This is a genomic window from Streptomyces reniochalinae (genome assembly GCF_003323735.1).
Classification (GTDB): Bacteria; Actinomycetota; Actinomycetes; order Streptomycetales; family Streptomycetaceae; genus Streptomyces; species Streptomyces reniochalinae.
In genome coordinates, this window is sequence record NZ_QOIM01000036.1 from 30,070 (window position 1) to 45,736 (window position 15,667).

The window sequence follows — 15,667 nt, forward strand, 5'->3', positions numbered from 1 at the left end:
CCGCGCGGGCCGAGCGGAGCGGGCGGGCCCGACCGGCTTCCCTAACAAGTGTTTGGTAGATTAGCGTACCCCCATGAGCGGCGTCGAGGAGTTCCGGGCGGAGATACGCGGCTGGTTGCGGGCGAACCTCACCGGCGCGTTCGCCGGTCTGCGCGGCCGTGGCGGACCCGGCCGGGAGCACGAGGTCTTCGCCGAACGCCTCGCCTGGGAGCGGCACATGGCCGCGGCGGGCTGGACCTGCGTCGGATGGCCGACGGAGTACGGCGGCCGGGGAGCCACCCTGGAGCAACAGGTCGCCTTCCACGAGGAGTACGCGCTCGCCGACGCGCCCGCCCGGGTGGGACACATCGGTGAACAACTGCTGGGCCCCACCCTGATCGCCTTCGGCACCCCCCAACAGCGCGCACGCTTCCTGCCCAGGATCGTCGCCGTCGACGAGCTGTGGTGCCAGGGGTACAGCGAGCCGGACGCCGGCTCCGACCTGGCCAACATCCGCACCCGGGCCGAGTGGGACGGCTCGCCCGGCTCCGGCACGGGCGAGCCGGAAAGCGGCGGGGGCGAGCCCGGCGCAGGCGCGGGCCAGTGGGTCGTCACCGGGCAGAAGATCTGGACCTCGCTCGCCCACGAGTCCGACTGGTGCTTCGTCCTTGCCCGCACCGAAGCCGGCTCCGCGCGCCACCGCGGCCTGTCGTACCTCCTGGTGCCGCTCGACCAGCCGGGAGTGCAGATCCGCCCCATCACCCAGCTGACCGGCACCTCCGAGTTCAACGAGGTCTTCTTCGACGGCGCGCGCACCGATGCGGCACACCTCGTCTCAGCCCCGGGCGACGGCTGGAGGGTGGCCATGGCCACCCTCGGCTTCGAGCGAGGGGTCTCCACGCTGGGGCAGCAGGTCGGATTCCGCCGGGAGCTGGAAGCCCTCATCGGCCTGGCCCGCCGCAACGGAGCGGCCGACGACCCGCTGATCCGCGACCGGATCGCCCAGGCATGGATCGGTCTGGAGACCATACGGTTCAACGCCCTGCGGATGCTCGACGCGGTGGCGGCGGGGGCACCGGGTCCCGAGGCGTCGATCGGCAAGATCTTCTGGGCGACCTGGCACCGGCAGCTCGGTGAACTCGCGATGGACGTCCTCGGCGCCGGCGGGATGCTCGCCGACGAGCCCTACGACCTCGACGACTGGCAGCGGCTGTTCCTCTTCTCGCGGGCCGACACCCTCTACGCGGGGTCGAACGAGATCCAGCGCAACATCATCGCCGAACGGGTACTCGGCCTGCCCAAAGAGACCCGCCCTCCCGCACCGGGCAGCTGAGCGCGGCGACAGCGGGCCACGGATGCCGCAGCGCCCCCAGCGGCCGCAGCCAGCGATCGCAGCGCCCTCGAAGAGCTGGTCACACGCCTGATGTCCGTCTCGCGTCACGCCCGGGGCGTCCGTCCCGGCGGGCGTGCCGGGCCACCCGGCCGTAGCCTGGCGTCAACGGCTGCGGAAGGGGCACAGGTGGAGCCGCGGGCGGCGCTGGAGCGGATCGCCTTTCTGCTGGAGCGCGCACAGGCACCGACGTACCGGGTGCGGGCCTTCCGCACGGCTGCCCGGGTGCTGGCCGCTCTTCCCGCAGGTGAGACCGAGCAGCGGGCGGCCGCCGGCACGCTGGAGTCGCTCAAGGGCGTGGGGCCCAGGACCGCGCAGGTCGTGCGGGAGGCGCTGGCCGGCGACGTGCCGGGGTACCTGGCGAAGCTGGAGGCCGAGGCGGCCGACGAGGCGCCTTTGCCGGAGGCGGCGCGCGCGCTGCGGGCGGCGCTGCGCGGCGACTGCCATCTGCACTCCGACTGGTCGGACGGCGGCAGCTCGCTGGAGGAGATGGCGGCGACGGCCAAGGCGCTCGGCCACGAGTGGGCGGTCCTCACCGACCACTCCCCGCGGCTGACGATCGCGGGCGGCCTTTCGGCGCAGCGGCTGCGCCGGCAACTGGACGTGGTCGCGGAGGTCAACGAGCGGCTGGCACCGTTCCGGCTGCTCACCGGTATCGAGTGCGACATCCTGGAGGACGGAACGCTCGACCAGGAAGAGGAGTTGCTGGCCGGGCTCGACGTGGTGGTGGCGTCGGTGCACTCGAAGCTGCGGATGCCCGGGGAGCTGATGACGCCGCGGATGCTTCGGGCGGTCCGCAATCCACTGGTGGACGTGCTGGGGCACTGCACGGGCAGGCTGCTGTCGGGCAGGAGGCGGCCCGAATCGGAGTTCGACGCGGAGGAGGTCTTCGCGGCGTGCGCGGAGTCGGGGACGGCTGTGGAGGTCAACTGCCGGCCCGAGCGCAGCGATCCACCGCGCCGCCTGCTGCGGCAGGCCCTCGACGCGGGAACGTGGTTCGCCATCGACACCGACGCGCACGCGCCCGGCCAGCTCGACTGGCAGGCGGGCGGCTGCCTGCGCGCGGCCGCGTGCGGGGTGCCGCCGGAACGGGTCGTCAACACCCTGCCGGCCGGGGAACTGCTGGCCTGGACGGCCGAGAGCTGACCAGCCCCCACGAGCCCCTCACGTGGCCCCCAGGTCCTGATGGTGGTGGGCCGGTGCTCCGGGATCGGTGGGTGTGCGGCGGCCCGCCACGTGGTCGCCGACCAGGCGTCTGATCCAGGCGCACAGCTCGTCGACCGTTTCCCGGAGGTGCCCAGACAGCGCCAGGACGGGGGGCACCGTCCCGCGCGGCAGCCCCCCGGTCGGCCCTGGCGCCGGGGTGGCGTCAGCGGCTGTGAGCGGTCACGCCTGGGGGAGGCCGTGCCATCCGCGCGGGTCCACCCCGCCGGGCACCGGGGCCTGCGGGTCGTAGGGGGCACGGGTGAAGACGAACGAGCCCACATCCAGGTGGCTGACCGAGCCGTCGGATCGCCGCACCGCCTCCAGGCGCTCTCCGGCGTAGTAGCCCTCAAGACCCGTCCAGGTGCCGTCGCCCTCGGGCCTGAACAGGGAGCGCCGCCCGGTGCCCGACAGCGGCGCCAGTTCGAGTGCGCCACCCGCCCGCACGCGCACTCCGATCACCTGGGTCCCCCAGTACCACGGCCCCGCCACCTCCAGCAGCGCCGGATCGACCTCGGGCAGCGGGCGCCAGGGTTGGGGGAACAGGGGCTCCGCGTCCGCCACCGTCCGGATCAGGTCGGCGGCCACCGTCTCCGGGGCGGGTCCCGACGTGCAGTTCGCCAGAACCACCGCCGTCAGGTCCTCCTCCTCACACATCCACAGCGCCGCGAGATAGCCCGGCAGCGAACCCGAGTGCCCGGACAGCGACCGGCCGTGCTGCCGCGTGAGGGCGACGCCCAACCCGTAGGTGCGGCTCCAGTCCCCGGCCGCGGCCGGCGCGTACGGCACCCGCATCTCCCGCACCGACTCGGCGCCCAGGACGCGCTCGTCACCCCGCAGCAGGAAGCCGGCGAACCGGGCGAGATCGGCGGCGGTGGACCACAGTTGACCCGCGGCCGCCATCAGGCCGTGGTCCTGGACGGGCTCCGCCTGGAGCGCGTCCGCCCAGGGGTGCACGGCCCAGCCCGTGGCGTACGGCTCCTCGGGTCGCGGCCCGGTCCTGTGCAGACCCAGCGGGGTGAGCACCTCCCGCCGCAGCACTTCGTGCCAGGGCGCGCGGCGGACGGCTTCGACGAGCGAGCCGAGCAGGGCGTAGCCGGGGTTGGAGTAGTGATGACGGTGCCCCGCCGGATGCCTGAGCGGCTGGTCGCCCAGCACGTCGGACAGCTCGGGGCGCAGTGTCGCCGGGCTCCGCTCCCACCAGGGCCCCGGGGTCTCGGCGGCGAGTCCGCCGGTGTGCGAGAGCAACTGAGCGAGCGTCAGGTGGCCGACGCGGGTGTCCGGCAGATGCCGCTCCAGCGGGTCCGAGAGATCGAGCACGCCTTCGTCCCGCAGCCGCATGACCAGGACAGCGGTGAAGGTCTTGGTGATCGACCCGATGCGGTACTGGGTGTTCTCGTCGGGCCCGTCCTCCTCGACACCGCTTCTGGCTCCCGTCCACACGACTTCCCCACCGCGGGACACGGCCGCTGCGAGCGAGGGCGCCCGCCCCTGGGCCTGCGCCGTGGCGAGACGGTGCGCCAGCGCCCTCCGGGTGACGGGGAGCAACTCTTCGCACAGGGGGTGGGAGGGGGCGCCAGTGGTCTCACGCGGTTCGCTCATGTCCCCAGTTCATCCCATGCGCATTCCGCGCACGCAGCCGGCCCGGGCGGGCGGGGAGCGGCGGGACGCCGAGGTCCGTTCCGCCCGCGGACTTGAGAAAATGGGGGCGACGCGCCCGGGGGCGGCGCGGAGGGAACCGGCGCGGGGGCCTCCCCGCACATCGGAGGTCATGGTGGACAACGGCGCGGCACACGCCCCGGCGTCGGGCGTACTGGCACAGCTGACGGACCTGCTGCGTCGGCTGCCCGCGGACGGGGGAGGGGCGCTGTGGCGGCTCGACCGCACGGGCCGCCAGCTGGACGCCAACCTGGTGCGCCTGGCGCCGGGCGCCGAGGTCGGTGCCTGGGTCGAACCCGACCTGGACGTGCTGCTGTACGTGACGGAAGGAAGCGGCCGGCTGGAGAGCGACAGCGGCCAGGAAACCCTGCGGGCCGGCGCGGTCGTATGGCTGGGCCATGGCGGCCGCCGGGCCCTGTCGGCCGGTGAGCAGGGGCTGATGTACCTCAGCGTCCACCGCCGCCGTCCCGGACTCACCATCGGGCGGCCCGGCGGCGAAGGCGGTGGGGCCCGGGAGGCCGGGGAGGCCGCCTGCCTGCTCGACCGGGTGTGCGACGCGTGCGGGCGGCTCGCCACGGAGAGCGACGCGCGGTTCTGCTACCGGTGCGGCGAACCGCTGCCCGAGCACTGAGTGCCGCCACCGGAGGCGGAGCCGGAGCAGGGGGGCGTGCCCGGCGGGCGTGCCGGTCAGCGGCGGATGAGACCGAGGTTGGCCGCGGCGGCCACGGCGGCGGTGCGCGAGTCGACGTCCAGCTTGGCGTAGATGCGCGCCAGATGTGATTTGACGGTCCCCTCGGTGAGGTGGAGCCGCCCGCCGATGCGCTGGTTGGACAGCCCTTCGGCGACCAGGCTGAGAACCTCTGTCTCGCGCTGGGTGAGAGAGCTGCCGGGGGCGCGCATCCGTTGCATGATCCGTTCGGCGACGGCCGGGGCGAGCGCGGTGCGGCCCGCCGCGGCCGTCCGCACCGCGTCGGCCAGGTCTTCGGGCGGGGCGTCCTTGAGGAGGTACCCGGTGGCGCCCGCCTCGATGGCGGGCAGGGTGTCGGCGTCGGTGCCGTAGGTGGTGACGACGAGGACTCCGGGGGCGCCGGGGCGGGCCGTGATGGCCGCGGTGGCGGCCGCGCCCGTCATCCCCGAGCCGAACTGCAGATCCATCAGGACGACGTCGATGCCGCCCTCGGCGGCGCGGGCGACCGCGTCCTCGGCGGTGGCGGCTTCGGCGGCGACGACGAAGTCCGGTTCGGTCTCCAGGACGGCGCGCAGGCCGGCTCTGACCACGGGGTGGTCGTCGGCGAGCAGCAGACGGAGGGGACTGTCGGTCATCGGTGCGCCTCGTCGTCGGAGGGGGATGCGGTGTGGGTGGGCAGCTGGGCGGCCAGGGCGGTGCCGCGCCCGGGGGCGGATTCGACGATGAGGGTGCCGCCGAGCGCGTGCAGGCGTGCGCGCATGGCCGGCAGCCCGAAGCCGCCCGCGTCGGCGTCGGAGGCGGGTGTCTCAAGCGGATCGAAGCCGATCCCGTCGTCGACGACGTCCACGGCGACGCGGTCCCCGAGGTAGCTGAGGGTGACCTCGACGCGTCCTGCCCGGGCGTGGCGCGCCGTGTTCGACAGCGCCGACTGTGCGATCCGCAGCAGCGCGACCTCGTGCGGGGTGGGCAGTGGTACGGGCCGGCCCGTGAGGTGGAAGCGGACCGTCAGCGGGTGGCGGGCCGAGGTGGTGGCACACAGCCGTTCGAGCGCCCCGGCCAGTGTGCCGCCCTCCAGCGCGGGCGGCGCCAGCGCGGCGACGAAGCGGCGGGCCTCGGCGAGGTTGTCCACGGCGGCCTGGCGTGCCTGCCCGACATAGCCGACGGCGGCCTTCGCCTGCCCCGGCAGCGCCCGCTCGGCCGCGCGCAGGAGCAACTGGATGCTGGAGAGCCCCTGCGCGAGGGTGTCGTGGATCTCCCGGGCGAGACGTTCGCGCTCTTCCAGGACGCCCGCCGTGTGCTGGGCGGCGGCCAGGTCGGCCCGGGTGGCGGTCAGCTCCTCGATCAGCTGCCGGCGCCGTTCGCTCTCGCGGTACAGGGCCTGGTAGCCCCACACCACGGCCACCGCCACCGCCGCTCCCAGCGCGGGTCCGATCGCGACGGCCACCGTGAAGCCCCCCTGGTGCCCCGCGAAGGCGCCGACCGCGGCGAGAGTGGTGACGACGACCGCGAACAGCCCTGCGCGCCGGGAGAGCAGGTGGAGCTGGAGGAAGAAGAGCGGGAAGGCCAGGTAGCCCCCTTCGGCGGCCAGCACCAAAAGCACCAGCCAGACGGCACCCACGACGGCCAGCCACCCGGCAGCCGCCCGGCGGGACCGGCTGAACACCGGCAGGAGCGGTCCCGCCGCGTACACCAGCCCGAGCACGGCGGCCACGGCGATGACGGTCACCGCGTCCGGCGCTGTGTCGGCCACGGCACGGACGGCGGTCAGCGCGAGAAGGCCGAACACGAGCAGGTGCAGGCACCAGGTCAGGGCCCGGGTGGTGGGGGTCAGCTCATTCACGATCATCCCAGCCTACGAACGTCTCCCGCCCGCGGCCTCTGTCGAAAGAGGGAACCGGGGCGCCACCTTTCGCCTCGCGAAGTGGGGTCCTGCGCGCGATGCCCGGCGGGTGGGGGAGCGGCGACGGTGGAGACCTCCTCGATTCCGCCGTACGAAGGGCAGCTGAAGAAGTGTTCGTCGCCTGGAGGGACCTCAGGTTCGCCAAGGGGCGGTTCGCCCTGATGGGGACCGTGATCGTGCTCATCACCCTGCTGGTCGGGCTGCTGTCGGGACTGACCGCCGGACTGGGACAGCAGAACGTCTCCGCGATCACCGGCCTGTCCGCCGACGGGATCGCCTTCGACGAGCCCGGCGACGGGGAGGACCTGTCCTACTCCAACTCCACCGTCACCCGCGACCAGTGGCGCAGGTGGGCCGAGGCGCCCGGTGTCACCGGCGCCGAGCCGCTGGGCATCGCCACCACCAAGGCCACCGCGGGCAAGGCGAGCGCCGGGGTTTCCGCCTTCGGCGTCCAGCCCGGCTCCTCGCTGGCCCCCGGGGGCACCAGGATCGGCGACGACGCGGCCGTGCTGTCCACCGCCGCGGCCGAGGAACTCGGCACGCGGCGGGGCGACACCCTCTCTCTCGCCGGACACGAGCTGACCGTCTCCGCCGTGCGGGGTGAGGCCTCCTTCAGCCACACCCCGGTCGTCTACACCAGCCTGCGGACCTGGCAGCGGATCGCTCCGCCCGCCGCGGAGAAGACCGACGCCCCCACGGCCACCGTCGTCGCCCTGCGCACCGACTCGGGGGCCGACGTCCAGGCCGTCGACCAGCAGGCCGGCACCAGGACGGTCTCGCGGGACGACTCGCTGTCCGCGATCGGCTCCTACACGTCGGAGAACGGCTCGCTGCAACTGATGCGCGGCTTCCTCTTCGCCATCTCGGCCCTGGTCATCGGTGCCTTCTTCACCGTATGGACCATCCAGCGCAGCGGCGACGTCGCCGTCTTGAAGGCCCTCGGCGCCTCCACGGGGAACCTCCTGCGCGACGCGCTGGGCCAGGCCGTCGTCCTTCTGACCGGCGGCACGCTGATCGGCACCACCCTCGCCGCCGCCGTCGGCGCCGCGGTCTCGGGCTCCGCCGTGCCGTTCTCCCTGACACCCGCGACCGTCCTCGTCCCCGCGGCCGTGATGATCGCGCTCGGTGCGCTGGGCGCCGCCCTGTCCATCCGCCGCATCACCTCCGTCGACCCGCTGACAGCCCTGGGGAGCGCCCGATGAGCCTGCACCTGAACGACGTCACCCTCACCTACCCCGACGGGGACGGCCGCCTGACCGCCCTGGACCGCGTCAGCATGCACGTGCCGGAGGGCAGCCTCACCGCGGTCGTCGGCCCCTCGGGCTCCGGCAAGTCCAGCCTGCTCGCCGTCGCCGCCACCCTCATCACACCCGACTCGGGAACGGTCACCGTCGACGGCACCACCACCGCGGGGATGGGCCGCGGCGCACTGACCGAGCTGCGCCGGCACAAGATCGGCATCGTCTTCCAGCAGCCCAATCTGCTGCCGTCCCTCACCGCCGCGGAACAGCTCCAGGTCATGGCGCAGCTCGACGGCCGCTCCCCGGGCAAGGCCCGCCCCAGGGCGAGGGAACTGCTCGACGCCGTCGGCCTGGTCGACCAGGCGGACCGCCGCCCCCACCAGCTGTCCGGCGGCCAGCGCCAGCGCGTCAACATCGCCCGCGCCCTGGTCAACGAGCCGACCGTGCTCCTGATCGACGAGCCGACCAGCGCCCTCGACCACGAGCGCGGCGCCGCGGTCATCGACCTGATCACCCGGCTCACCCACCGGCAGGCGACCGCCACCGTGCTGGTCACCCACGACCGGGCCCACCTCGGCGCCGTCGACCGGATCGTCGAGGTGCAGGACGGGTGCCTCGGCGCACCCCGCCCCGGCCGGCTGACCGCCCCACGGCGCCCACCCGGCCTGCCGCCGCCCGGGTCCGGCCCGGCCCAGCCCCGCGGCCCGCGCGCGGAGGTGCTCTGAGAGCATCGACGCGTAGACACACGCCGCCGGCCCGGCCGGCGGCCTCCCACCGGCTCAGGCACGCGCACAGAGGGAACAGTGATGGACACGCCTTCGCCCTCCGCCGTCCCGGCGCTGACGACGATGCGGGCGAGCCGGTGGTTCACCGGCGCACCTGTCACCGACGAGGAGCTGCACCAGGTGCTGGAGGCGGGCCGGTGGACCGGGTCCGCACGCAACCGGCAGCCCTGGCGGTTCGTCGTCGTGCACAACCGCCTCGTCCGGCGAAGGCTCGCCGGACTCGGGTCCTATGCGGGCCACCTGGCGGCAGCCCCCCTGGTGATCGCGCTGGCCGTCGACGAGGCGGCGGGGGGCGAGGACGCCCAGTTCGACGCCGGCCGCGCCGCGCAGAACATGATGCTCGCCGCCCACCTCCAGGGCCTGGGGACCTGCCCCGCGTCCTTCTTCCCCGCCGCGCACGCCGACGAGGCCGGTGCCCTGTGCGAGGTCCAACACCCCTGGCGGGTCCGCACCGCCCTCTCCCTCGGGCACCCCGCACCCAAGCCCCCGGGCACCTCAGCGATCCCCACAGGTCGGCTCCCGCTGAGCGAACTCGTGCGACGGGTCACCTGAGCCGCCCCGCAGCCGCGGTGCCGGACCGGGGGCGCGTCCGCGCGCTGCGTCGCATGCCGCCCCAAGAGCAGCGAAGCGGGCGGGACCGGCCAGTCCGAGGTGGTAGAGGTGCAGTTCGGCGGCGCCTGCCTCGGCCAGCGCGGCGACGTAGGAGCCCATGTCCGGCACGGGATCTGCCGCCACCGCGGTGACGTAGCTGCCGACGGCCACCCGCCCGGGGAGTTCGGCCCGAGCCGCGGCGACGGCGCTGCGACTCGCCCGGGTGGGCGTCCAGTTCTGGAGGACGACGGCGTCGGTCTCGGCGGGCGCCGCCGGTGTGAGACCGGGCAGGGCGCCGGTGGCCCACGGGTCCATGGACCCGTGCAGGACGGTACGGACACCCGGCCCGACGCGCTCCAGCACCGCCCGGCGCAGCGCGTCGCACGAAGCCTGCCGGGTGGCCAGGACCGCCTCCCGGACGCCGGTGGGCAGCCCGTCGTCGGTGAGGGTGAGGTCTCCCGTGCTGATCAGCTCCCGCACCTGTGCGCGGATCCGGGCGCGGACGGTGGCGGGCTCGAAGCCGCGCTCCGTCCAGCCCGCCGCGCAGTCCGCGCAGCAGCAGACCGACAGCAGCCGTGCGACGGCCGGAGCCCACACGCCGTCGGTCTTCTCGTGCTGGTGCTGGTGGACGGCGCCGAGCGGGCCGCACGCCTCCAGGATCACCGAGGCCAGGTCGAGGTCACGGACCGCTTCGGCGGTCACCGTGGCGGCGTAGGTCCGCACGGCGGGCCGCGAAGGGCACAGCGCCCACGGATACACCTCGCCGAAGCAGTTGTGCACGGCGGCGGAGGGGTGGGCCTCGCCGAGCCGCGAGTTGTGGGTGAGCACGATCCATCCGGCCGCCGCGATACCGGCCTCGCCCAGCGCGCGGACGGCGTCGCCGCCGCTGTCCGTGCCGGCCCCCGCCCACGGCGGCCACGCAGGGGCCGCCGGCGTCAGCTCGGCCCCCTGCCAGACGTGCGGGCGCAGCGGACGGTACAGGGCCGCGTGCCGGGCCACGACGGAACTGCCGTGCGGCGACCACGGTGTCGCCGCACGCGTGCTGTGGTACGCCAGCGCCACCGCGACCTCGTCCAGCCCCAGCGCGCTCGCCCGGGCGGTGAAGTCCGGATCGCCGAGGACGTCCCAGGGGTAGGCGTAACCCGTCACCTTCATCACGTGGCGGCCCTTTCTGCGCGGCCGGGCGAGACGCCCGGCACCCATACGGTCACGGTGGGCACGGGGCCCGGTTCACCACCGGGCGATGTTCGGCTCGAAGCCGGGCACGTACCGCCGCATGTAGGTGGTGTCGTCGCGCTTGGTGAGCCCGCACCGCACGTAGTCCTCGTGGGCCCTGGCCAGCGCGTCGGGGTCGATCTCGACGCCGAGCCCCGGTGTCTGCGGCACCCGCACGGCGCCGTCGCGGAACTCCAGCGCACCGGGTGCGATGACGTCCGCCGTCTTCCACGGCCAGTGGGTGTCACAGGCGTACGTCAGGTGCGCGGTGGCGGCGGCGACGTGCACCATCGCCGCGAGGCTGATCCCCAGGTGGCTGTTGGAGTGCATGGACAGGCTGACGCCGAAGCTCTCGCACGTCGTGGACAGCGCTTGTGTGGCGCGCAGCCCGCCCCAGAAGTGGTGGTCGGTCAGCAGGACGCCGACCGCCCGGGCCCGGAAGGCCGGTTCGATGTCGTCGACGCCGACCAGGCACATGTTGGTGGCCAGGGGCATGGCCGCGGCGTCGGCGACCCGCGCCATGCCCTCGATACCCGGCGTGGGGTCCTCCAGGTACTCCAGGACGCCGTCGAGTTCCCTCGCCACCTCGACGGCCGTCCCCGGCGTCCACGCCGCGTTCGGGTCGAGGCGCACAGGTGCGCCGGGGAAGGCCTCGGCAAGCGCCTGGACCGCCTCGGTCTCCTGCCCGGGCGGGAAGACGCCGCCCTTGAGCTTGAGCGAGCCGAAGCCGTACTCGCCGACCATGTGCCGCGCTGAGGCGACCAGTTGCTCGGGAGTGAGGATCTCCCCCCAGGGGTCGGCGCCCGTTCCCTGGCCGCTGCCGCGGTGCGCTCCGTACTTGTAGAAGAGGTAGGCGCAGAACTCGACGCGCGTGCGCGCCGCACCGCCGAGCAGGTCGGCGACCGGGCGGCCCAGACAGTGCCCCTGGGCGTCCAGACACGCCACCTCGAAGAGGGAGAAGACGCTGGAGAGGGTCTTGCGCAGGGAGAACCCGCCGATCAGCCCGTGTTCGTCGGTGAGCACGGTGTCGGCGAGGGCGCGGGCCACCGTCCTGTGCAGCCCCGGCAGGTCGAACACGTCGTGTCCGGCCAGCAGTGGGAGCACCTTGCGGGCCTCACCGAGGAACGCGGCGTCGCCGTAGGACTCACCGAGTCCGACCACGCCGTCCTCGCAGCGCAGTTGGACGACGCTGCGCAGGGCGAACGGCTCGTGCACCCCCATCACGTTGAGCAGCGGGGGGTCGGCGAACGCCACCGGTGTCAGTACCGCTTCGAGGATCTTCACGGTCACAGTCCCTTCAGGACGCGGTACCCGTGCTCGACGAGGTGCCGCAGTCGCTCGGTCTGCTCCTCGGTCGGGTCGACCAGGGGCGGCCGTACAGGGCCCGCCCCGTCGCCCCGCAGCCGCGCCGCCGCCTTGACCAGGGAGACGGCGAAGCCGGGCGCTTCGTTGCGCAGGGCCACCAGAGGAAGGTAGAACCCCCGCAGCAGCGCCTGGGTGACGGCACTGTCGCCCTCGGCCAGCGCGCGGTGGAAGCGGTGGGCGATCTCCGGGGCGAAGCAGTGCACCGCCGAGGAGTAGCGGGTGACGCCGATGGCGCTGTACGCGTGCGCGGACACCTCGGCGGTCGGCAGCCCGTTGAAGAACCAGAAGCGCTCGGCCCGCCGGGTGCCGACCGACCGTACGGCCGTGACGATGCGGTGCATGAGTTCGACGTCGCCGAAGCCGTCCTTGAGGCCGACCACCGAGGGGACGTCGAGCAGGGAGACCGCGGCGGACTCGGTGAACACCCCGGTGGAGCGGTGGTAGACGATCACTGGTGTCGACGTGTCCGCCACGGCGTACCTGACGAAGTCGACCAGCCCGTCGGGCGGCCCGGAGACCAGGTAGGGCGGCAGGAGCAGCACACCGTCGGCCCCGCCGTCGGCCGCGGCGGCGACCCCCGCGCGGGCGGCGGCCGCTCCGCCTCCCGCGCCCACCCACACCGGCACGCGCCCGCGCACCACCTCGCGCGCCCGTGCCAGTACGGCGGCGTGCTCCGCGGGCGAGAGCGAGCTGAACTCGCCCGTCCCGCAGGCCACGAACAGCGCGCCGGCTCCCGCCTCGACGTGTCGTTCGACGTTCTGGGCGAAGGCGTCCAGGTCGAGGGAGAGGGCGTCGGAGAAGGGAGTGAGGGGGAATGCCAGGAGCCCTTCGAGCGGGGCCGGGGGCTGTGCCATCGTGTCCTGCTCCTTTCGTGGACGAGGAGGTGCCGCTCGTGAACGAGAGGTGCCGCGCCGGGACGCCGCGGTGGGCTCGCCGGGCGATGCGGGGCTCGCCGGGCAGCGTCGTGGGTGCCGAGCGGTGACGGGCCGGCTGGGAGAGGGCCCGCGTCGTCGCGCGGAGCGGGTCAGGCCGGGAGGCGGGTCTCCTCGGGGCCCGGCTCCGCTGTGCCGGGGGTGTCATCGTCTCCGAGGACCTCCATGAGCTCTTCGGCGGTTTCGCTGCGCTCGGGAGCGAGGGCGCCGAGGCCCGCGTACAGCACGAGGGACACCAGCACCGGTGTGGCCACCAGCCAGGTCTGTGAGGTGTCGATGACGTAGTAGACGAGCCCGTAGCCGACGAGCCCGCCCGCCCAGGAGGTGAGGGCCGCGCGCGGGCCGCAGCGGCGGAACCAGGGGAGCATGCCGAGCAGCAGCGGGATGGAGATCGGACCCATCAGTGCCGCCACCCAGTTGACGACGAGTTGGAGCACGCCGCCGAGGTTCTGGGCCTGTGTGGCGACGACCATGGTCAGTACGACGAAGGAGACCGTCGTCACGCGCGCCGCGAGGAGACCCTGCGGTGGGGTCCAGGCCCGTGCCTTGCGGTACATCACCGGGATCATGTCGCGGGTGATGACGGCCGAGATCGCGTTGGCGTCGGAGGAGACCATCGCCATGGTGTGCGAGAAGATGCCGGCGAGTACGAGGCCGATGAGCCCGGGCGGCAGGAACGTGGTCGTCATGACCGCGTAGGAGTTGTCGGGGTTGTCGACGTCGGGGACGAGCAGCGGAGCGGCGAACATCGGGAACATCAGCACCAGGGGCCACAGCAGGTACAGCCCGGCGGAGAGCCGGGCGCTCCGCCGGGCCGCGTGGGTGTCGGGCGCGGCCATGTAACGCTGCGCCAGGTTCCACATGCCCCCGTTGTACTCCAGGGTCTTCACCAGGACGTAGACCATCAGGAAGAGGCCCGTGTACTTCGGCGTCGTCGGGTCGACGTGCCCGGCGGGCAGCTTGTCCCACATCGTCCACAGCGCCGGGACACCGCCGAGCTTGCCGAGTACGACGACGAGCATCACGATCGCGGCGACCGCCTGGATGACGAACTGGCCCAGTTCCGTCAGGGCGTCGGCCCACAGCCCGCCGACCGTGCAGTAGAAGAGCGTGATCACGCCGGTCACGAGGATGCCGACGTTGTAGTCGATCCCGGCGAAGACGTGCAGCAAGGTGGCGACCGCGAACCACTTCGCGGCGATGTCGAAGATCTTCAGCAGGCTGCCGCTCCAGGCCAGCGCCTGCTGGGTGGTCACGTTGTACCGCATGGCCAGGTACTCGAGCGGGGAGGCCACCCCCAGTTTCGAGCGCAGCCGGTTCCACCGCGCCGCGAACAGCCAGCTGCCGATGCCGACACCCACGCCGATGCTGGCGAAGCCCCAGAAGTAGACCGTGACACCCGTGGTGTAGGCGACCGAGGCGTAGGCGACGAACAGCACCGCGCTGTAGCCGGACATGTGGTGCGAGATGCCGGCCAGCCACCACGGCATGCGTCCGCCCGCGGTGAAGAAGTCCTTCACGTTCCCGACCCTTTTGTGCGACCACCAGCCGATGAGGACCATCAGCCCGAAGTACGCACACATCACTGTCCAGTCAAACGAGTGCACCTCTCTGGCTCCCCTCCGTGTCCATCATCACGATGTGTTTCACGTACCTGAATGCCATCTCATGTGCCGACTTGGTTCAGTGCTATGAATTTGTTCGGGGAACGTAATATGGTCGCTCCAGCGCGTCAACGGTCTCGACGCACCACCGCGGATCCGGCCGTACGGGCGCCAACGGGACGAGGAGGGGCAGGAATGCTGCGGCATGACGGCGCGTCAGCAGCGGGCGGCGCGGCACAGGCAGGCGCACCATCCACCGAACCGTCCGGAGTCAAGTCCGCTTGGCGGACGGTGGAACTCCTGGAGGCGTTCGCAGCGGGAGACGTCTGGCTCTCCCTGTCGGACCTGCACGCCAGCACCGGCTTCCCCCGCTCCAGCCTGCACGGGCTGCTGCGCACACTGCTCGACGCGGGCTGGCTGGAACAGGACGGCGGCACCACCCGCTACCGGCTCGGCATCCGCGCCCTGAAGTGCGGAACCGCCTACCTGGACCGGGACGCCGTCGTACCGTTCGCCACCGAGGTACTGGAACAGGTACGCGAACAGACCGGCTACACCGCCCACTTCGCCCGGCGCAACGGCGACGAGGTCGTCTACCTGGAGACCCGCGAGGCCCAGCGCTCCACCCACCTGGTCTCCCGCGTGGGCCGCTCCCTGCCCGTCCACGCCACCGCGCTGGGCAAGGCCCTCCTCGCCGAGCTGACCCACGACGAGGTCGAAGCCCTCCTGCCCGCGACGCTGCCCGCCCTCACCCCCCGCACCCTCACCTCGCGGGAGGCGCTGCACTCCGCGTGCGCCGAGTCCCGGGAGCTCGGATACGCCTCGGAGCACGAGGAGGGCACACCGGGCATCCGCTGCGTCGCCGCCGTGATCCCCTACCGCATCCCGGGCACCGACGCGATCAGCTGCTCCATGCCCGTGGACCGGACCGACGACGCGGAGACCCGGCGGGTCGGCGAACTGCTGGCCGAAGCCACCGCACAGCTCGCCCGACGCCTGCGCCGCGAAGGCATCCGCTGACACGTCCATCCCGCCGCGCACGGCTCCGCGCACAGACCGAGACGTGCGACCGAACGAGACGCCGCACAGACCGAGACGCGCCAGAGGAGACCGAG

The 15,667-nt window shown here is 73.3% G+C and carries 14 protein-coding genes; 7 read left to right on the forward strand and 7 right to left on the reverse strand.

All coding sequences use genetic code 11. The features are described 5' to 3' along the window. The first annotated feature begins 73 nt into the window (after positions 1 to 73). Entirely contained in the window at positions 74 to 1,312 is a 1,239-nt protein-coding gene (locus DQ392_RS16290; RefSeq protein WP_114016352.1) for an acyl-CoA dehydrogenase family protein, read from the forward strand. A 186-nt stretch (positions 1,313 to 1,498) separates the two neighbouring features. Then, positions 1,499 to 2,515, forward strand: coding sequence for a PHP domain-containing protein (locus DQ392_RS16295; protein WP_114016353.1), 1,017 nt, complete (start codon positions 1,499 to 1,501; stop codon positions 2,513 to 2,515). A gap of 240 nt (positions 2,516 to 2,755) precedes the next feature. Here DQ392_RS16295 and DQ392_RS16300 read toward each other — a convergent pair whose 3' ends face one another. Further along, on the reverse strand, positions 2,756 to 4,174 hold the full coding sequence (locus DQ392_RS16300) for a serine hydrolase domain-containing protein (protein WP_114016354.1): 1,419 nt from the start codon (positions 4,172 to 4,174) through the stop codon (positions 2,756 to 2,758). A 169-nt stretch (positions 4,175 to 4,343) separates the two neighbouring features. On the opposite strand from DQ392_RS16300, the gene DQ392_RS16305 reads away from it, so the two are divergent. Next, positions 4,344 to 4,862 (forward strand): hypothetical protein, encoded by a 519-nt coding sequence (locus DQ392_RS16305; RefSeq protein WP_114016355.1) that lies wholly within the window; start codon positions 4,344 to 4,346, stop codon positions 4,860 to 4,862. 56 nt (positions 4,863 to 4,918) lie between these two features. On the opposite strand, the gene DQ392_RS16310 is transcribed toward DQ392_RS16305, so the two are convergent. Together DQ392_RS16310 and DQ392_RS16315 are read right to left on the reverse strand one after the other, a co-directional pair. After that, on the reverse strand, positions 4,919 to 5,554 hold the full coding sequence (locus DQ392_RS16310) for a response regulator (protein WP_114016356.1): 636 nt from the start codon (positions 5,552 to 5,554) through the stop codon (positions 4,919 to 4,921). Continuing rightward, the gene (locus DQ392_RS16315) at positions 5,551 to 6,759 is read right to left on the reverse strand and encodes a sensor histidine kinase (RefSeq protein ID WP_245981542.1); all 1,209 of its coding nucleotides are present in this window, start codon (positions 6,757 to 6,759) and stop codon (positions 5,551 to 5,553) included. Before DQ392_RS16315 ends, DQ392_RS16310 begins: the two co-directional genes overlap by 4 nt. Positions 6,760 to 6,929: 170 nt before the next feature. On the opposite strand from DQ392_RS16315, the gene DQ392_RS16320 reads away from it, so the two are divergent. The 3 genes from DQ392_RS16320 (at position 6,930) to DQ392_RS16330 (ending at position 9,397) form a co-directional block, all read left to right on the forward strand. Further along, positions 6,930 to 8,021, forward strand: a complete 1,092-nt coding sequence (locus DQ392_RS16320; RefSeq protein WP_114016358.1) for an ABC transporter permease — start codon at positions 6,930 to 6,932, stop codon at positions 8,019 to 8,021. Beyond that, complete coding sequence (locus DQ392_RS16325; RefSeq protein ID WP_114016359.1) at positions 8,018 to 8,785, forward strand: ABC transporter ATP-binding protein; 768 nt, start codon at positions 8,018 to 8,020, stop codon at positions 8,783 to 8,785. The genes DQ392_RS16320 and DQ392_RS16325 overlap by 4 nt, the downstream gene beginning before the upstream one ends. A gap of 81 nt (positions 8,786 to 8,866) precedes the next feature. Further along, the gene (locus tag DQ392_RS16330; protein WP_114016360.1) at positions 8,867 to 9,397 is read left to right on the forward strand and encodes a nitroreductase family protein; all 531 of its coding nucleotides are present in this window, start codon (positions 8,867 to 8,869) and stop codon (positions 9,395 to 9,397) included. Here DQ392_RS16330 and DQ392_RS16335 read toward each other — a convergent pair. From DQ392_RS16335 to DQ392_RS16350, 4 genes are all read right to left on the reverse strand, one after another. Next, positions 9,341 to 10,639, reverse strand: a complete 1,299-nt coding sequence (locus DQ392_RS16335; protein WP_220182631.1) for an alpha-amylase family protein — start codon at positions 10,637 to 10,639, stop codon at positions 9,341 to 9,343. The genes DQ392_RS16330 and DQ392_RS16335 overlap by 57 nt on opposite strands. Positions 10,640 to 10,666: 27 nt before the next feature. Beyond that, on the reverse strand, positions 10,667 to 11,935 hold the full coding sequence (locus DQ392_RS16340; protein WP_114016585.1) for an enolase C-terminal domain-like protein: 1,269 nt from the start codon (positions 11,933 to 11,935) through the stop codon (positions 10,667 to 10,669). A gap of 2 nt (positions 11,936 to 11,937) precedes the next feature. After that, positions 11,938 to 12,870, reverse strand: a complete 933-nt coding sequence (locus DQ392_RS16345; protein WP_114016361.1) for a 5-dehydro-4-deoxyglucarate dehydratase — start codon at positions 12,868 to 12,870, stop codon at positions 11,938 to 11,940. Positions 12,871 to 13,040: 170 nt separating this feature from the next. Next, complete coding sequence (locus DQ392_RS16350) at positions 13,041 to 14,555, reverse strand: sodium:solute symporter family protein (RefSeq protein WP_114016362.1); 1,515 nt, start codon at positions 14,553 to 14,555, stop codon at positions 13,041 to 13,043. Between the two features lie 192 nt (positions 14,556 to 14,747). Here DQ392_RS16350 and DQ392_RS16355 point away from each other — a divergent pair, with 192 nt between their 5' ends. Beyond that, complete coding sequence (locus DQ392_RS16355) at positions 14,748 to 15,572, forward strand: IclR family transcriptional regulator (protein ID WP_114016363.1); 825 nt, start codon at positions 14,748 to 14,750, stop codon at positions 15,570 to 15,572. Positions 15,573 to 15,667: the final 95 nt, after the last annotated feature.

What these genes read in the sequence shown, in the direction of transcription:
- DQ392_RS16290 (WP_114016352.1), top strand. Translation starts at nt 74, where the DNA reads ATGAGCGGCGTCGAGGAGTTCCGGGCGGAGATACGCGGCTGGTTGCGG.
- DQ392_RS16300 (WP_114016354.1), bottom strand. Translation starts at nt 4,174, where the DNA reads ATGAGCGAACCGCGTGAGACCACTGGCGCCCCCTCCCACCCCCTGTGC.
- DQ392_RS16305 (WP_114016355.1), top strand. Translation starts at nt 4,344, where the DNA reads ATGGTGGACAACGGCGCGGCACACGCCCCGGCGTCGGGCGTACTGGCA.
- DQ392_RS16310 (WP_114016356.1), bottom strand. Translation starts at nt 5,554, where the DNA reads ATGACCGACAGTCCCCTCCGTCTGCTGCTCGCCGACGACCACCCCGTG.
- DQ392_RS16325 (WP_114016359.1), top strand. Translation starts at nt 8,018, where the DNA reads ATGAGCCTGCACCTGAACGACGTCACCCTCACCTACCCCGACGGGGAC.
- DQ392_RS16330 (WP_114016360.1), top strand. Translation starts at nt 8,867, where the DNA reads ATGGACACGCCTTCGCCCTCCGCCGTCCCGGCGCTGACGACGATGCGG.
- DQ392_RS16335 (WP_220182631.1), bottom strand. Translation starts at nt 10,639, where the DNA reads ATGGGTGCCGGGCGTCTCGCCCGGCCGCGCAGAAAGGGCCGCCACGTG.
- DQ392_RS16345 (WP_114016361.1), bottom strand. Translation starts at nt 12,870, where the DNA reads ATGGCACAGCCCCCGGCCCCGCTCGAAGGGCTCCTGGCATTCCCCCTC.
- DQ392_RS16355 (WP_114016363.1), top strand. Translation starts at nt 14,748, where the DNA reads ATGCTGCGGCATGACGGCGCGTCAGCAGCGGGCGGCGCGGCACAGGCA.